Origin of the sequence: Pseudomonas sp. SR18 (genome assembly GCF_023701505.1) — a bacterium.
GTDB lineage: Bacteria > Pseudomonadota > Gammaproteobacteria > Pseudomonadales > Pseudomonadaceae > Aquipseudomonas > Aquipseudomonas cyclaminis.
The window spans coordinates 216482-232144 of record NZ_JAMQAU010000008.1 but is presented as its reverse complement, the minus strand read 5'-3'; the positions used below and the strand labels follow the sequence as shown (position 1 = coordinate 232144).

At 59.4% G+C, this 15663-nt stretch carries 19 protein-coding genes; 11 read left to right on the top strand and 8 right to left on the bottom strand.

The genetic code is table 11. From position 1 onward, the window contains the following. The first annotated feature begins 168 nt into the window (after window positions 1–168). From NDJ82_RS14580 to NDJ82_RS14535, 10 genes are all read left to right on the top strand, one after another. Window positions 169–1143: a KpsF/GutQ family sugar-phosphate isomerase gene (locus tag NDJ82_RS14580; protein ID WP_099587124.1), complete on the top strand. Its 975-nt coding sequence runs from the start codon at window positions 169–171 to the stop codon at window positions 1141–1143. Continuing rightward, on the top strand, window positions 1144–1668 hold the full coding sequence (locus NDJ82_RS14575; RefSeq protein ID WP_058414321.1) for a KdsC family phosphatase: 525 nt from the start codon (window positions 1144–1146) through the stop codon (window positions 1666–1668). It abuts the gene before it with no gap. 8 nt (window positions 1669–1676) lie between these two features. Continuing rightward, the gene (lptC, locus tag NDJ82_RS14570; protein ID WP_099587123.1) at window positions 1677–2249 is read left to right on the top strand and encodes an LPS export ABC transporter periplasmic protein LptC; all 573 of its coding nucleotides are present in this window, start codon (window positions 1677–1679) and stop codon (window positions 2247–2249) included. Beyond that, the gene (lptA, locus tag NDJ82_RS14565; RefSeq protein WP_027604809.1) at window positions 2236–2769 is read left to right on the top strand and encodes a lipopolysaccharide transport periplasmic protein LptA; all 534 of its coding nucleotides are present in this window, start codon (window positions 2236–2238) and stop codon (window positions 2767–2769) included. Before lptC ends, lptA begins: the two co-directional genes overlap by 14 nt. Continuing rightward, entirely contained in the window at window positions 2769–3494 is a 726-nt protein-coding gene (lptB, locus tag NDJ82_RS14560) for an LPS export ABC transporter ATP-binding protein (RefSeq protein WP_004372092.1), read from the top strand. Before lptA ends, lptB begins: the two co-directional genes overlap by 1 nt. A 197-nt stretch (window positions 3495–3691) precedes the next feature. Next, window positions 3692–5185 (top strand): RNA polymerase factor sigma-54, encoded by a 1494-nt coding sequence (locus NDJ82_RS14555; protein WP_099587122.1) that lies wholly within the window; start codon window positions 3692–3694, stop codon window positions 5183–5185. Between the two features lie 75 nt (window positions 5186–5260). Beyond that, the gene (gene hpf / locus NDJ82_RS14550; protein ID WP_099587121.1) at window positions 5261–5566 is read left to right on the top strand and encodes a ribosome hibernation-promoting factor, HPF/YfiA family; all 306 of its coding nucleotides are present in this window, start codon (window positions 5261–5263) and stop codon (window positions 5564–5566) included. 12 nt (window positions 5567–5578) lie between these two features. Further along, a complete protein-coding gene (gene ptsN / locus NDJ82_RS14545) occupies window positions 5579–6043 on the top strand; it encodes a PTS IIA-like nitrogen regulatory protein PtsN (protein ID WP_027604813.1) in 465 nt (154 codons plus the stop codon). A 2-nt stretch (window positions 6044–6045) separates the two neighbouring features. Continuing rightward, complete coding sequence (gene rapZ / locus NDJ82_RS14540) at window positions 6046–6903, top strand: RNase adapter RapZ (protein ID WP_099587119.1); 858 nt, start codon at window positions 6046–6048, stop codon at window positions 6901–6903. A 16-nt stretch (window positions 6904–6919) separates the two neighbouring features. Next, on the top strand, window positions 6920–7192 hold the full coding sequence (locus NDJ82_RS14535) for an HPr family phosphocarrier protein (protein ID WP_003216108.1): 273 nt from the start codon (window positions 6920–6922) through the stop codon (window positions 7190–7192). A gap of 27 nt (window positions 7193–7219) precedes the next feature. On the opposite strand, the gene NDJ82_RS14530 is transcribed toward NDJ82_RS14535, so the two are convergent. The 6 genes from NDJ82_RS14530 to pmbA all read right to left on the bottom strand — a co-directional run bounded on the left by NDJ82_RS14530 (window position 7220) and on the right by pmbA (window position 12664). After that, window positions 7220–8113 (bottom strand): ZIP family metal transporter, encoded by an 894-nt coding sequence (locus tag NDJ82_RS14530; protein WP_250925750.1) that lies wholly within the window; start codon window positions 8111–8113, stop codon window positions 7220–7222. Window positions 8114–8146: 33 nt separating this feature from the next. After that, window positions 8147–8758: a superoxide dismutase gene (locus NDJ82_RS14525; protein ID WP_112193483.1), complete on the bottom strand. Its 612-nt coding sequence runs from the start codon at window positions 8756–8758 to the stop codon at window positions 8147–8149. Between the two features lies 1 nt (window position 8759). Then, entirely contained in the window at window positions 8760–9188 is a 429-nt protein-coding gene (locus NDJ82_RS14520; RefSeq protein ID WP_099587116.1) for a DUF2753 family protein, read from the bottom strand. A 26-nt stretch (window positions 9189–9214) separates the two neighbouring features. After that, window positions 9215–10597 (bottom strand): class II fumarate hydratase, encoded by a 1383-nt coding sequence (locus NDJ82_RS14515; protein ID WP_250925749.1) that lies wholly within the window; start codon window positions 10595–10597, stop codon window positions 9215–9217. A 183-nt stretch (window positions 10598–10780) separates the two neighbouring features. Then, a complete protein-coding gene (locus tag NDJ82_RS14510) occupies window positions 10781–11176 on the bottom strand; it encodes a FagA protein (protein ID WP_250925748.1) in 396 nt (131 codons plus the stop codon). A gap of 141 nt (window positions 11177–11317) precedes the next feature. After that, window positions 11318–12664 (bottom strand): metalloprotease PmbA, encoded by a 1347-nt coding sequence (gene pmbA / locus NDJ82_RS14505; RefSeq protein WP_099587113.1) that lies wholly within the window; start codon window positions 12662–12664, stop codon window positions 11318–11320. 108 nt (window positions 12665–12772) lie between these two features. Between pmbA and yjgA the strand changes: the two genes are divergently transcribed. After that, window positions 12773–13294, top strand: coding sequence for a ribosome biogenesis factor YjgA (gene yjgA / locus NDJ82_RS14500; RefSeq protein WP_017138246.1), 522 nt, complete (start codon window positions 12773–12775; stop codon window positions 13292–13294). A gap of 45 nt (window positions 13295–13339) precedes the next feature. On the opposite strand, the gene tldD is transcribed toward yjgA, so the two are convergent. Next, window positions 13340–14782, bottom strand: coding sequence for a metalloprotease TldD (tldD, locus tag NDJ82_RS14495; RefSeq protein WP_099587112.1), 1443 nt, complete (start codon window positions 14780–14782; stop codon window positions 13340–13342). A gap of 16 nt (window positions 14783–14798) precedes the next feature. Then, window positions 14799–15647: a carbon-nitrogen hydrolase family protein gene (locus NDJ82_RS14490; protein WP_250925747.1), complete on the bottom strand. Its 849-nt coding sequence runs from the start codon at window positions 15645–15647 to the stop codon at window positions 14799–14801. Window positions 15648–15663: the final 16 nt, after the last annotated feature.

Here is a 15663-nt window from a genome sequence, read left to right as displayed (position 1 = left end):
GCCGGAACGGCGCTAGTTCAGTTTCAGGACAGGGAAAAAACGTTGCCGACTGTGTTGCTGAGGATCGATCTCAGGAACCCAAAGAACAAAGCCTGACGAACTTGCGTGAGGGAATTGATCATTACCGCTATAATCGCCGACTTTTCGTCAGGCTATACGATTTCAGACATGAGCCAATCCAGCGACCTTATTCAATCCGCACAACGCACCATCCGCCTCGAAGTCGAAGCCGTAGAAGGCTTGCTGGCCCATATCGACGCAGATTTCGTACGCGCCTGCGAGATGATTCTGGCCAGCAAAGGCCGCGTTGTCGTGGTCGGCATGGGCAAATCGGGCCACGTCGGCAACAAGATCGCCGCCACCCTGGCCAGCACCGGGACCACCGCATTTTTTGTGCATCCCGCCGAGGCTAGCCACGGCGACATGGGCATGATCACCAAGGATGACGTCATCCTGGCACTGTCCAACTCTGGCACCACCAACGAAATCGTGACCCTGCTGCCGCTGATCAAGCGTCTGGGCATCCAGATGATCAGCGTCACTGGCAATCCAGAGTCGACGCTGGCCAAGGCGGCCGAGGTGAATCTGAATGTGCATGTGGCCCACGAAGCCTGCCCGCTGAATCTGGCGCCGACTTCCTCCACCACCGCAGCCCTGGTCATGGGCGACGCCCTGGCCGTTGCGCTGCTTGAAGCCCGGGGCTTCACCGCTGAAGACTTCGCATTTTCCCACCCTGGTGGCGCACTGGGCCGCCGTCTGCTGCTGAAAGTGGAAAACGTCATGCACTCGGGCGATGAATTGCCCCACGTCCAACGCGGCACGTTACTGAAGGACGCGCTGATGGAAATGACCCGCAAGGGCTTGGGCATGACCGTGATCCTGGAAGCTGACGGGCGCCTGGCCGGGGTATTCACTGACGGTGACTTGCGCCGTACCCTGGACCGCACCATCGATATCCATACGGCGACCATCGACGCCGTGATGACCCCGCACGGCAAGACCGCCCGCCCTGAAATGCTGGCAGCCGAAGCCTTGAAGATCATGGAAGACCACAAGATCGGCGCCCTTGTGGTGGTCGATAGCGACGACCACCCGGTCGGCGCCCTGAACATGCACGACTTGTTGCGTGCGGGAGTGATGTAAATGACCAGCGACCTGTTGCAACGCGGCAAGAACATCAAGCTGGCGATTTTCGACGTTGACGGCGTGCTGACCGATGGTCGCTTGTACTTCCTCGAAGATGGCAGTGAATTCAAGACATTCAACACCCTCGACGGCCAGGGCATCAAAATGCTGATGGCTGCGGGCGTGCAGACCGCGATTATCAGCGGCCGGAAAACCCCCGTTGTGGAACGCCGCGCACAAAATCTGGGGATTCCTCACCTGTATCAGGGCCGCGAGGATAAACTGGTGGTTCTGGACGAGCTTCTTGGCCAACTCAACCTAAGCTATGAGCAGGTCGCCTACTTGGGCGATGATCTGCCCGACCTGCCGGTCATTCGCCGAGTGGGCCTGGGCATGGCCGTCGCCAATGCGGCGGCGTTTGTTCGCGAGCACGCCCATGGCATCACCTCTGCCCGTGGCGGCGAAGGTGCGGCCCGCGAGTTCTGCGAACTGATCCTGCGAGCCCAGGGCAGCCTTGAAGCGGCACACGCCGCCTACCTATAGAGCGTTTTATGCTGAGTAAAAAGATTCGCAACTTCCTGCTATTCGGGGTCATCGCCGCGCTGCTGCTCGCGGTGGGCTACTGGAATATCAGCCCGGGGCGCTTCCTCGACCAGCCTGCTGCACAGGTCGACGGAGGGGCTATCGACTATTACGCCACCAACGCCTATAGCGTGCAGTTCCTGCCCGACGGCAAGTTGCAGTACGAAATGACCTCGGACAAAGTCGAACACTTGAAGGCCACCGAAGTCACCCTGCTGACCAACCCGGACCTGAACCTGTACCGCGGCACAGAATTTCCGTGGCATGTCACCAGCAAGCGTGGCGAGGTGAACCCTGACGGCACCGAGGTAGAACTGATTGACTCGGTACGCGTTGCACGCACGGACGCAAAAGACCGCGACACGGTGATTACCAGCAGTCGCATGACCGTATTCCCGCAGAAGCAATATGCGCAGACCGAGCAAGACGTTAGAATCGACGGCGCTGGCGGTGTATCGACTGGCAAGGGAATGAAAGCGTATTTGAAAGAAAGCAGGATACACCTGCTATCGAACGTAAGAGGACAGTATGAGGCTCGTTAAAACTCTCCCTATTTTGCTCGGTTTGGGCGCAGCACTGGGAAGCGTGAGCGCCTGGGCTCTGCCGAACGATAGCCAGCAACCGATCCACATCTCGGCTGACGATGCGCAACTCGATGACAAGCAAGGTGTTGCCACCTATACCGGCGGTGTGATCATCACCCAAGGGTCGATGAAAATCACCGGCAATACCGTAACACTGACGCGCACCCAAGCCGGTGATATCGACGTCGTGACCTCGGTTGGCAACCTGGCTTACTTCGAACAGAAGCAGTCCGCGACCGACACCGGCCCGATGAAGGGCTACGGCAAGACCATCCAGTATCACGCGCAGCAGAATCGCATTGTGCTGATCGACCAGGCCAAGGTGCTCAGCCCCGATGGCAACTCCACGGAAGGTGAAAAGATCACCTATGACACCGTGAAACAGATCGCCAACGCCGGCCGCGCCAATGGCAGCAAGGTGACCGCACCGCGTCCGCGTATCGACATGGTTATCCAGCCGAAGAAGAAGGCCGAGTAATGGCAACCCTGAAAGCCCAGCATCTGGCCAAGGCCTATAAAAGCCGTCAGGTCGTGCGCGACGTCAGCCTGTCGATCGACAGCGGCCAGATCGTCGGCTTGCTCGGCCCCAACGGCGCAGGCAAGACCACATGCTTCTACATGATCGTCGGCCTGGTCCAGGCGGATCAGGGTCGCGTACTGATCGACGACCTGGATGTCAGCCACCAGCCAATGCACGGTCGTGCCCGCGCCGGTATCGGTTATCTTCCGCAAGAAGCGTCGATCTTCCGCAAACTGTCGGTTGCCGACAACATCATGGCCATCCTTGAAACCCGCAAGGAACTCGACCGTGACGGCCGTCGCCAGGAACTGGAAAGCCTGCTGCAGGAATTCCACATCAACCACATTCGCGACAACCTTGGCATGAGCCTGTCCGGTGGCGAGCGGCGTCGCGTGGAAATCGCCCGTGCCCTGGCCACTGCCCCCAAGTTCATCCTGCTGGACGAACCGTTTGCCGGCGTCGACCCTATCTCGGTTGGCGATATCAAGCAGATCATCCATCACCTCAAGGCCAAGGGCATCGGTGTACTGATCACCGACCACAACGTGCGTGAGACCCTCGATATCTGCGAAACCGCCTATATCGTCAACGATGGACAACTGATCGCCGAGGGCGACTCCGCTACCATCCTGGCCAATGAACTGGTCAAGGAAGTGTACCTGGGTCACGAGTTTCGCCTGTAAACCCGCCTGTAATAACAAGGCGGTGGCAGGTCGTTTGCCCGATGCGCGGGAGTCAATAAGAACCTCCGGTTTTTTATTGTTACCGCGCTCTAGGCAAAGCCCTCGATATCAGGCATATAATTTGCTTATGTTTGGCGCTCACGCGCCCTGTCGTGGATGGCGCATTGCGCCGGCGAATAAGGTGTTAAGCCCCTGCCATGAAACCATCGCTAGTCCTGAGAATGGGCCAGCAGCTGACGATGACACCGCAGCTGCAACAGGCCATCCGCCTGCTCCAATTGTCGACCCTGGACCTGCAACAGGAAATCCAGGAGGCCCTGGAGTCCAATCCGATGCTCGAACGCCAGGAAGAAGGCGACGACTTCGATAACGCAGACCCGTTGGCCGACAACATCGAGCAAAAACCCAACGCGGACGTGCAGGAACCGTCCTACCAGGAAACCGCCCCTACGGTGGACAACCTGGAGGAAGGCGATTGGAACGAACGCATCCCCAACGAGCTTCCAGTAGATACCGCCTGGGAAGACGTCTACCAGACCAGCGCCAGCAGCCTGCCCAGCAACGACGATGACGAGTGGGACTTCACCACCCGCACCTCCGCCGGTGAAAGCCTGCAGAGCCATCTGCTGTGGCAACTGAACCTCGCACCGATGTCTGATACCGATCGACTGATCGCCGTCACCCTGATCGACTGCATCAACAACCAGGGTTACCTGGACGAGACGCTCGAAGAAATTCTTGAGGCTTTCGACCCGGAACTGGACATTGAGCTGGACGAAATTGAAGCGGTACTGCACCGCATCCAGCAGTTCGAGCCGGCCGGCATCGGCGCCCGTACCCTGAGCGAATGCTTGCTGTTGCAACTGCGCCAGTTGCCCGCCAAGACGCCATGGCTCGCTGAGGCCCAGCGCCTGGTTACCGACTACATCGACCTGCTGGGCAGCCGCGACTACAGCCAACTGATGCGTCGCATGAAGCTCAAGGAAGACGACCTCCGCCAGGTCATCGAGCTGGTGCAGAGCCTGAACCCGCGTCCGGGCTCGCAGATCGAGTCGAGCGAAGCCGAGTACGTGGTGCCCGATGTAATCGTGCGCAAAGACAACGAGCGCTGGCTGGTTGAGCTGAACCAGGAGTCTGTGCCGCGCTTGCGGGTCAACCCGCAATATGCCGGCTTTGTACGCCGGGCCGACACGAGTGCCGACAACACCTTCATGCGCAACCAGCTGCAGGAAGCCCGCTGGTTCATCAAGAGCCTGCAGAGCCGCAACGAAACCTTGATGAAAGTGGCCACCCAGATCGTCGAGCATCAGCGCGGCTTCCTGGAATACGGCGACGAAGCGATGAAGCCTCTGGTCCTGCACGACATCGCCGAGGCGGTAGGCATGCACGAATCGACAATTTCACGCGTGACCACGCAAAAATTCATGCATACCCCACGGGGTATTTATGAGTTGAAATATTTTTTCTCCAGCCATGTAAGCACCTCCGAAGGCGGCGAATGCTCGTCAACGGCGATCCGCGCGATCATCAAAAAACTGGTTGCTGCGGAAAATCAGAAAAAGCCGTTGAGTGACAGCAAGATCGCTGGTTTACTGGAGGCACAAGGCATTCAGGTCGCCCGTCGAACCGTCGCCAAGTACCGCGAATCCCTTGGGATCGCGCCTTCCAGCGAGCGCAAGCGTTTGATGTGACGGGCGGGCCACAGCGTTCCAGTGACGGGTATTCCTACCCGTCGCTTTATGCACTGGCAACGAAGGAGAAGCTGTATGCAAGTCAACATCAGTGGACACCATGTAGAAGTCACCCCTCCCCTGCGCGAGTATGTCGAGCTGAAGCTGAAACGCCTGGAGGGGCATTTTGACAAAATCACCAACGTGCAAGTCATCATGAAGGTCGACAAGCTTCAGCAGAAAGTTGAGGCGACCCTGCAGATTCCCGGTGGCGAAGTAGTCGCCAATGCCGAGCATGAGGACATGTATGCATCAATTGATGCCTTGACTGACAAGCTTGACCGCCAACTTAAAAAGCATAAGGAAAAGCAGCAGAGCCTTCTTAATGGCACTGGCCGCTAACACCCCCAACCCATGATCCGACTTGAAACCATCCTGACCCCCGGCCGTTCCCTCGTGAACGTGCCGGGCGGCAGCAAGAAGAAAGCCCTCGAACAAATTGCCAACCTGATCAGCAGCCAAGTGCCTGAGCTGGAGATGCAAGATGTCTTCGAGGCTCTGATTGCCCGTGAAAAACTCGGCTCGACCGGTTTTGGCAACGGCATCGCCATTCCTCACTGTCGCCTCAAAGGCTGCGAAACACCTGTCAGCGCCCTGCTGCACCTGGACGCCCCTATCGATTTCGACGCCATCGACGGTGCCCCGGTCGACCTGCTGTTTGTTCTGCTGGTCCCGCAGGCCGCCACCGATGCGCACCTGGAACTGCTTCGGCAGATCGCCAGCATGCTTGACCGCAAGGAAGTACGCGACAAACTGCGCAGTGCCAGCAGCAACGAGGCGCTGTACCAAGTTGTCCTGGATGAGCAAAACGGGCAGTAACCATGCGTTTGATCATCGTCAGCGGCCGCTCCGGCTCGGGTAAAAGCACCGCCCTCAACGTTCTTGAGGACAATGGCTTCTATTGCATCGACAACCTGCCTGCCGGCCTGCTGCCAGAGCTGGCGGAACGTGCTCTGATCCACACCGAACTGGCGCAACCCCTGGTTGCCGTTTCGATCGACGCCCGCAACCTGCCGAGCCACCTCTCGCGATTCCCGGAATTGCTGGAAGAAGTGCGCGCCAAGCACATCCATTGTGATGTGCTGTACCTCGATGCCGACGAAGAGACGTTATTAAAGCGCTTCTCCGAAACCCGCCGGCGCCACCCGCTCAGCAGCCCCCACCGCTCCCTGGCCGAAGCCATCGAGGACGAAACCAAGTTGTTGGGGCCGATCATTGACCTCGCCGACCTCAAGATCAACACCACCAGCCTTAACCTGTATCAACTGCGCGATGCCATCAAGCTGCGCCTGTTGAATCAGCCGGAGCCTGGCACGGCGTTTCTTGTCGAGTCCTTTGGGTTCAAACGCGGCATGCCAGTGGATGCGGACCTCGTGTTTGACGTGCGCTGCCTGCCCAACCCTTATTGGAAACCGGAATTGCGTGACCAGTCAGGGCTGGATCTACCCGTAGCCGAATACCTGGCCGCGCAGCCGGATGTGGAGGAGATGTTTCAGGACATCTCCAGTTACCTGCTCAAATGGCTGCCGCGCTTTGCTGCCAGCAACCGGGCCTATGTCACCATTGCCATTGGCTGCACCGGTGGTCACCACCGCTCCGTATACCTGACCGAGCGCCTGGGCCAGGTACTGCAACAAACCCTCAAGAACGTCCAGGTTCGCCACCGCGACCTCAGCTGAAAGGAACACCTTCGCGATGCCCGCTCTGGAAATTGAAATCATCAACAAGCTGGGCCTGCACGCCCGCGCCTCAGCCAAATTTGTCGGCGTTGCCGGGCAGTTTCCCTGCCAGATCAGGGCAGGGCGTACACCGGAAAGCATGGTCGATGGCAAAAGCATTATGGCAATGATGATGCTGGCGGCCGGTAAGGGCACCAAGATTCACTTGAAAACGGAAGGCGAACAGGAACAGGAAGCGATGGATGCCCTGGTGGCACTGATCAATAACTTCTTTGATGAGGGTGAGTAAACTCACCCTACAGGAGCGGGGTTAACGTTAACCTAGCGCCGTATCCATCACCATCATCAAACAAAACCCGATACACAATCCCAGACTGGCGAGTTTTTCATGGCCATTGCGCCGTGACTCAGGGATGACCTCATGGGTCACCACCAACAACATCGCCCCAGCGGCCAATGCCAAACCCAACGGCAACAGCACTTCAGCCAGGCTCACCAACCAGGCGCAGAGCCCGGCAAACACCGGCTCCACCAAGCCTGACGCAGCGCCAATCAGAAACGCCTTGGCCCGCGACATGCCTGCCCCGGCCAACACCAACGCAATCACAAGACCTTCGGGCACATCCTGCAAGGCAATGCCCATGGCCAAGCTATCGGCATCCGGCATGCCACCGCCCGCCGAGACGCCAACCGCCATGCCTTCGGGGATGTTGTGGGCAATGATGGCGAACACGAACAGCCAGATTCGCGGCGGGATCACCGGTTTATCCGGCGTGCCCACCAACATTTCCGGACTCGCGCCGGAGACCTTGCGGTCAACCAGATACAGTCCGAATGCCCCTGCCATGATGCCGAAACTAATCAACCCGCCCGCCCCCCAGGGCGTAAGCCCCAGGCTTTCGGCAGCGGCGATGCCTGGCACCACCAGCGAAAAGGCGGTGGCGGCCAACATCACGCCCGCCCCAAAGCCCAGCAAGGTATCGCTCACGGCCACCGGCATCCGCCGAATCACCAATACAGGAACCGCGCCCAGCGCGGTGCCGAGCGCGCAGATCGCACCGCCCTGCAAGGCGCGCAAGATACGCGGTTGCAGGTCCAGCCAGGCCAGCCCGTGGGCCACCAGCAATGCAGTACCTGCCAGTAGCAGCAGCGAGCCCAGCGCATAACGAAACATCCGCACGCTGCCGATCGCCAGTGTTTCAGTGCCCATAGTCGGCCTTAGATCTTGTTATGGAGGTCAATGTCAGGCCAAAGCAGCCTGATAGCGTGCGGCAACTTCTGGCCAGTTGATAACACTGTAGAAGGCATTGATGTATTCCGGGCGGCGGTTCTGGTAGCGCAGGTAGTAAGCGTGCTCCCACACGTCGAGGCCGAGGATCGGCGTGTTGCCGTTCATCAACGGGCTGTCCTGGTTACCGCTGCTTTCCACGACCAGGGTCTTTTGCGGGGTAACGCTCAGCCAGGCCCAACCGCTGCCGAAGCGGGTCAACGCAGCTTTGGTGAAAGCCTCCTTGAAGCTTTCAAAACCACCGACTTGCTCGTCAATTGCCTTGCCCAGCGCGCCTTCAGGCTTACCGCCCCCCTGAGGTGACATCACCGCCCAGAACAGCGAGTGGTTAGCGTGGCCGCCACCTTGATTGATCACCGCTGCGCGCAGTTTTTCCGGCAGTTGCTGCACGCTGGACACCAGTTTTTCTACCGGCCAGTCGGCAAACTCGGTGCCCTCGACCGCGGCGTTAAGATTGTTGATGTAGGTCTGGTGATGCTTGGTGTAGTGAATTTCCATGGTTTGCGCATCGATATGCGGTTCCAGGGCATCGTAGGCATAAGGCAAGGCAGGCAAGGTGTAAGTCATATCAATGTACTCCGTATTGAGGCGTGGTCGGTTGCGCCGCAGTACCGCCCAGCAAGCGATGGGTGCGCGGGTATTCGCCGTGATCGCTGATGAAATTCAACAGTTCGACGTAAGTCTTGCTGCTCTGGCGCAGGGCCGCTTCCCGCAGTTGCGGGCTCAAGCGCGCGTCCTGCATGGTCTGCAGCAAGCGCTGGTGAATGGCGCAGAGGTACTCGGCGCTTTCCTCAGGCTGATTCAGGCGCAAGTGCAGATCCGCCAGGTTGTGATGTGAAATGACGCAGGCCGCCACTGCTTCGTCGGCATCTGCCCAGCGTTCGAACAACACTTGAGCCAGGGCCAGGGCTTGCAAATAGGCCTCGCGAGCGTCGACCAGTTCGCCCTGCATAAAGCAGCGATTAGCCCGTTCGATCGTGCGTTTCCAGTGCTCCATATGAGCCTCCAAAGCAGAGTCGGTGATTACACGCCGCCGGCCGTAAGCTTTTCCGGATCCAACAGGATTTCCAGTTGGCTACGGGGCAAGTCGGTGTGTTCAAGGGCGACATCAATCACTGGACGGCCCTGCTGATAGGCCTTCTTGGCGATTTCAGCAGCCTTTTGGTAACCAATGATCGGGTTGAGTGCGGTGACCAGAATCGGGTTGCGCGACAGCGCTTCCTTGAGCTTGGCCTCATTGACCTTGAAGCTGGCGATGGCTTTGTCCGCCAGGAGGCGACTGGCGCTGGCCAGCAGTTCGAGGCTGCTGAGCAGGTTCTGGGCGATGATCGGCAGCATCACGTTCAGCTCGAAGTTGCCGGATTGGCCGGCAACAGTGATCACCGTGTCATTGCCGATGACTTGGGCAGCCACCATGGCAGTCGCTTCCGGGATGACCGGGTTGACCTTGCCGGGCATGATCGAAGAACCCGGTTGCAGGCCTTCCAGCTCGATTTCACCCAGGCCGGCGAGTGGGCCGGAGTTCATCCAGCGCAGGTCATTGGCGATTTTCATCAACGATACGGCGGTGGCTTTCAGTTGGCCGGAAACAGCCACGGCCGTGTCCTGGGAGCCAATCAGCGCAAACAGGTTTTTGCCCGGGGTGAATTTCACATCCGTCAGGCTGCTGAGCTGTTGACTGAAACGCGCCGCGAATTCCGGGTGCGCGTTGATCCCCGTGCCAACCGCAGTGCCGCCTTGCGCGAGGGCCTGCAGGCTTGGCAGCAGGTCTTGCAGATGACCGATATTGGCCTTGAGTTGCTGCGCCCAACCATTGAGTACCTGACTCATACGCACTGGCATGGCGTCCATCAAATGCGTGCGGCCGGTCTTGATGAACGGGTGGACTTCTTCAGCCTTATGCTCGATCACCTGCACCAGGTGCAACAGCGCCGGCAGTGTTTGCTCGTGCAATACCAGCGCCGCACTGACGTGGATGGTTGTAGGAATGATGTCGTTGCTGCTTTGGCCGCAGTTGACGTGATCGTTCGGGTTGACCGCCTCGCCGAGCAGACGGCTGGCGAGGGTCGCAATCACTTCGTTGGCGTTCATGTTGGAACTGGTGCCGGAACCGGTCTGGAAGATATCCACCGGGAAGTGCTGCATGAAGTCGCCTTCCAGCAGACCTTGGGCAGCATCGACGATGGCCTTGCCCTGCCCTTCGCTGATTTGCTTGAGGTCGATATTAACCTTGGCGGCAGCAACCTTTGCCAGGATCAGTGCGCGAATGAACTGCGCCGGCATGCGTTGGTGGCTGATCGGAAAGTTATTCACCGCGCGCTGGGTCTGTGCGCCATACAGGGCCTCGGCAGGTACTTGCAGTTCGCCCATGCTGTCGCGTTCGATACGGGTGTTAGGGTCTGCCATCACTTATTTCCTGTGTCGCGTTGAGGTCTGAAAGCGGGCCAGGCAAGGCGCAGTCCGCTGGTAATGGTTGTTCCCTTGCCAAGGACTGCAACGCAGCCTGGCCCGCTTTCAGACACAACCCGAAGGGCCGGGCCTGCAATCGCGCAGGCCCGGCGCGGCACAGGAAATAAGTGATGGCAGACCCTAATCATCGGAGGATCCTTGCACCAGGTCAGAAACAGAAAGGGAAGGCAGCAATTGGCAGGTCGCCAATTGCCAGGCAAAGGTCTGCCAGCGCTTGAGGCGACAGGCACAGTGGGAGAGTTTTTCCAGATCGCGCAGCGGGCGCCAAGCCTGGTCCAGGCAGGTGGATCGCCAGTGCCACGGCAAGGCGATATCACTGGCGGTGTCGATCAACAGGCGGAATGACGTTTCGGCAATCGTCCACGGATGGGTTGCGGTGCAACACGCCAGATATCGACCCTCATTGAGGGAATGTTCGATCAGGCGAGGTTCATTGGGATCGAGGCCGCAGCGAATCTGACGACTCATCCAGCGCCAGCTTTCCAGATACGGATCCTCATGCAGGACAGAACTCATGATCCACACTCATTCGGTAATGATATTTATTATTAAATGATATTGAGAATCAAAGCAACGCTGACACAGTAATCCGTTTTCGGGAAGGCATAAAAAAAGCGCGCTATCGACGAGATAGCACGCTTTTTTGTAACGCGTAGATTAGCTGCCGGCGACAGTCATCCGCTCGATCAATACCGAGCCTGTGCGGATATTACTGCGCAGTTCCAAGTCATTACCCACCGCAACAATCTGCTTGAACATATCGCGCATATTGCCAGCAATGGTCACTTCCTGGACGGCGAACTGGATCTCGCCGTTTTCCACCCAGAAGCCCGCCGCGCCACGGGAATAATCCCCGGTGACCATATTCAGGCCGTGGCCCATCAACTCGGTCACCAGCAGGCCACGTCCCATCCGCCGCAACAGCGCCGCCTGGTCTTCGTCGCCATGGGTCACGAACAGGTTATGCACGCCGCCCGAATTGGCGGTGCTTGGCAGGCCGAGCTTGCGGCCTGAGTAGGTGCCCAACACGTAGGAAACCAGCTCACCGTTTTCGACGAACGGCTTGGCATACGTGGCCAGGCCATCGCCATCGAACGCCGAGCTGCCCATGGCGCGCATCAAGTGTGGGCGCTCATCGATGGTCAGCCACTCGGGAAACAGCTTCTGGCCGATTGCACCTTCCAGGAACGACGACTTGCGGTACAGATTGCCGCCGGAGATCGCCCCCAGAAAACTGCCAAACAAACCGCCCGCCAACTCCGCCGAAAACAGCACCGGTACTTCGCAGGTAGGCACCGGGCGCGCACCCAGGCGGCTCGCGGCACGCTGTGCAGCGCGCTGGCCAATGCTGACCGGGTCGGCCAGCAATTCACCCTGGCGGCTCACGTCATACCAGTAATCACGCTGCATCTGGCCATTGGCCTCGGCAATCATCACGCAGCTGAGGCTGTGGCGAGTGGACGCATATCCGCCGATAAACCCGTGGCTGTTGCCGTATACGCGACAACCCTGGTGCGTGTTCAATGTGGTGCCATCGGCGTTCTTGATGCGGGCATCAGCGTCGAACGCGGCGGCTTCACAGGTCAGAGCCAGCTCAATAGCCTGCTCAGGCGTGATATCCCAGGCGTGGAACAGATCGAAGTCCTTCAAGTCCTTGGCCATCAGCGCTTTGTCTGCCAGACCTGAGCTCTCATCTTCAGAGGTGTGCTTGGCAATCGCCAACGCGGCTGCAACCGTCTCGCGGATTGCTTCCGGGCCACTGGCAGAGGTACTGGCCGAGCCTTTGCGCTGCCCCGAGTACAAGGTGATACCAAAGCCTTGGTCGCGGTTGAATTCGACGGTTTCCACTTCCCGCTGACGCACCGACGTCGACAACCCTTGCTCCAGCGACACCGCGACTTCACAGGCGCTGGCCCCCTGGCGCTTGGCCTCGGCAAGGATCTGCTCGACTTGTTCCTGAAGTGCCGGTAACGCTTGCGGACCGACGCTTTGGGCTGCACTCATGGTTTTCTCCACTCAAATTCTGCTTTCGGTTAAGGCCATCGAGCGACCGGGCCGGACAAGCGGCCCCCGACTGGTTATCATGGCGGCGTTTCTTTGCGGACTTCCACCATGGTTGATTCTTACGACGACTCCCTCGATGGGGAGAAAAGCAAAACCCAGGTCAAACGTGAGCTGCATGCTCTGGTTGACCTTGGCGAGCGCCTTACAACGCTCAAGAAAGACTTGATTGCAAAACTGCCACTGACCGACGAAATGCGCCGGGCGCTTGCAGACGCACCCAAGCACACCGCGAATATCGCGCGTAAACGGCACATCATGTTTATCGGCAAGCTCATGCGCGATCAGGACACTGACGCCATTCTGGCCTTGCTCGATCAAACCGATGCCTCCACTCGCCAGTACAACGAACGTTTCCATAACCTGGAACGTTGGCGTGACCGCCTGATCTCGGGCGATGACGCCGTGCTGGAGAAATTCGTGTTGGACTACCCGGATGCGGACCGCCAGCAACTGCGCTCCCTGATCCGTCAAGCCCAGCACGAGCAGGCGCATAACAAGGCGCCAGCCACCAGCCGTAAAATCTTCAAATACATCCGTGAGCTGGACGAGACTCAACGCGGACTGCGTTGATGCCCTTCCCCGGGTGGCGATCTTCGCCACCCGAAGCTCCATCCCTTACGACCCCGTGCCACCTACGGTGATCGCATCAATTTTCAGCGTTGGCTGGCCCACACCGACCGGCACCGACTGACCATCTTTCCCGCACATACCCACGCCGCTGTCCAGCGCCAGGTCGTTGCCGACCATCGATACCTTGCTCATGGCTTCCGGCCCGTTACCAATCAATGTCGCCCCTTTGACCGGCGCGGTAATCTTGCCGTCTTCGATCAGATACGCCTCGCTGGTGGAGAACACGAACTTGCCGCTGGTGATATCCACCTGGCCGCCGCCGAGGTTGGCGCAGTAGATACCGCGTTTTACCGAGGCGATGATTTCCGCCGGGTCGCTTTCGCCACCGAGCATGTAGGTGTTGGTCATGCGCGGCATCGGCAGGTGCGCGTAGGACTCACGGCGACCGTTACCGGTGCGCGCCACGCCCATCAGGCGGGCATTGAGCTTGTCCTGCATGTAGCCCTTGAGCACACCGTTTTCAATCAAGGTGGTGCATTCAGTAGGTGTGCCTTCGTCATCGACGCTCAACGAGCCACGACGACCGGCCAAGGTGCCGTCATCGACAATGGTGCAGAGCTTGGACGCAACCATCTCGCCCATGCGCCCGCTGTAGGCAGAACTGCCCTTGCGGTTGAAGTCACCTTCGAGGCCGTGGCCCACGGCTTCGTGGAGCAACACCCCGGACCAGCCCGAACCCAGTACCACCGGAAGCGTACCCGCCGGGGCCGGAATGGCTTCCAGGTTCACCAGCGCCTGGCGCAGTGCTTCGCGGGCATAGCCCATCGCACGGTCTTCGGTGAGGAAATAACGGTAGTCCGTTCGCCCGCCGCCGCCATGGCCGCCGCGTTCGCGGCGACCGTTCTGCTCGACGATCACGCTGACGTTGAAGCGCACCAACGGCCGCACATCCGCCGCCAGGCCGCCGTCAGTGGACGCGACAAGGATTCGCTCCCACACACCGGCCATGCTCACGGTGACCTGTTGGATACGTGGGTCCAGGGCACGGGTGGCTGCGTCGATACGCTTGAGCAGGTCAACCTTTTCGGCACGGCTGATCACTTCCAGAGGGTTGTCCGGCGCGTATAACTGGGCCACGTCCTGGGTGCTGAACGCCTGCACCGTGCCATTCTGGCCGGCGCGGGAGATCGAACGCGCCGCACGGGCGGCGAGGCCAAGCGCCTCCAGCGTGATCGCATTGCTGTAGGCAAAACCGGTCTTTTCACCGGATTGCGCCCGCACGCCGACACCCTGGTCGAGGTTGAAACTGCCTTCTTTGACGATGCCGTCTTCCAGGGCCCAGGATTCGGAAATCTGTCCCTGGAAATACAAGTCGGCGGCGTCGATGCCAGGCCCGGCGAGATCGCCCAGCACGGTTTGCAAGCTTTCGATGGTCACGCCACCGGGTGCCAGGAGGTGTTCACTGACTGAGGACAACAACTCGCTCATAGGTTTGGCCTTAAATTCATCGTTCTGAGGCAGGTCGCTGTGCGCCCTGCGAGAAAAAGCGCCGATGGTTGACCACCGGCATGCGCGCCCGTATCGACGCCTGTTCACTGCTATTGCGCTCAGCCAGCAACACCGCTTCGCCTTGATCCTGTTGTGTCAGCACACGCCCCCACGGGTCGACAATCGCGGCATGACCATGGGTTTCCCTTGGCCCCGGATGCACACCGCCTTGGGCGGCCGCCAGCACATAGCACTGGGTTTCAATGGCTCGCGCACGTATCAGCACATCCCAGTGCGCAGCACCGGTCACTGCGGTAAAGGCCGAGGGTGCGGTAATCAATTCAGCTCCCGCCGCACGCAGCTCGCTGTACAGCTCGGGAAAGCGCAGGTCGTAGCACACCGTCAGGCCCAAACGGCCGACCGGTGTGTCCGCCACCACCACATTGCTCCCGAAAGCATAGTCGTCGGACTCCCGATAGCGACCCCGGGCATCCGCCACATCCACATCAAATAAATGCAGCTTGTCGTAACGAGCGACGATTTCGCCGCGATCGTCGATCAGCAGTGAGCAGGCATTGGATTTGGCGTGGGGTTGACCGTCAGGCGGCAACGGCAATGTGCCAGCCACTATCCATAAGGTGAGGTCGCGGGCGGCCTGTTTCAACCATGGCAGGATCGGACCTTCGCCCAGAGCCTCGGCGCGACCGATGTCCGCGACGTCGCGGCGACCCATGGCGGCAAAGTTTTCCGGCAGCACCGCCAGCTTGGCCCCGCCCTCGGCGGCTTGTTCCAACAAGCGCCGAGCCTGGGCCAGATTGGCCAGCACGTCGCTCTGGCTGACCATTTGAATTACCGCGAAGGACATGGGCCGACACTCCGTA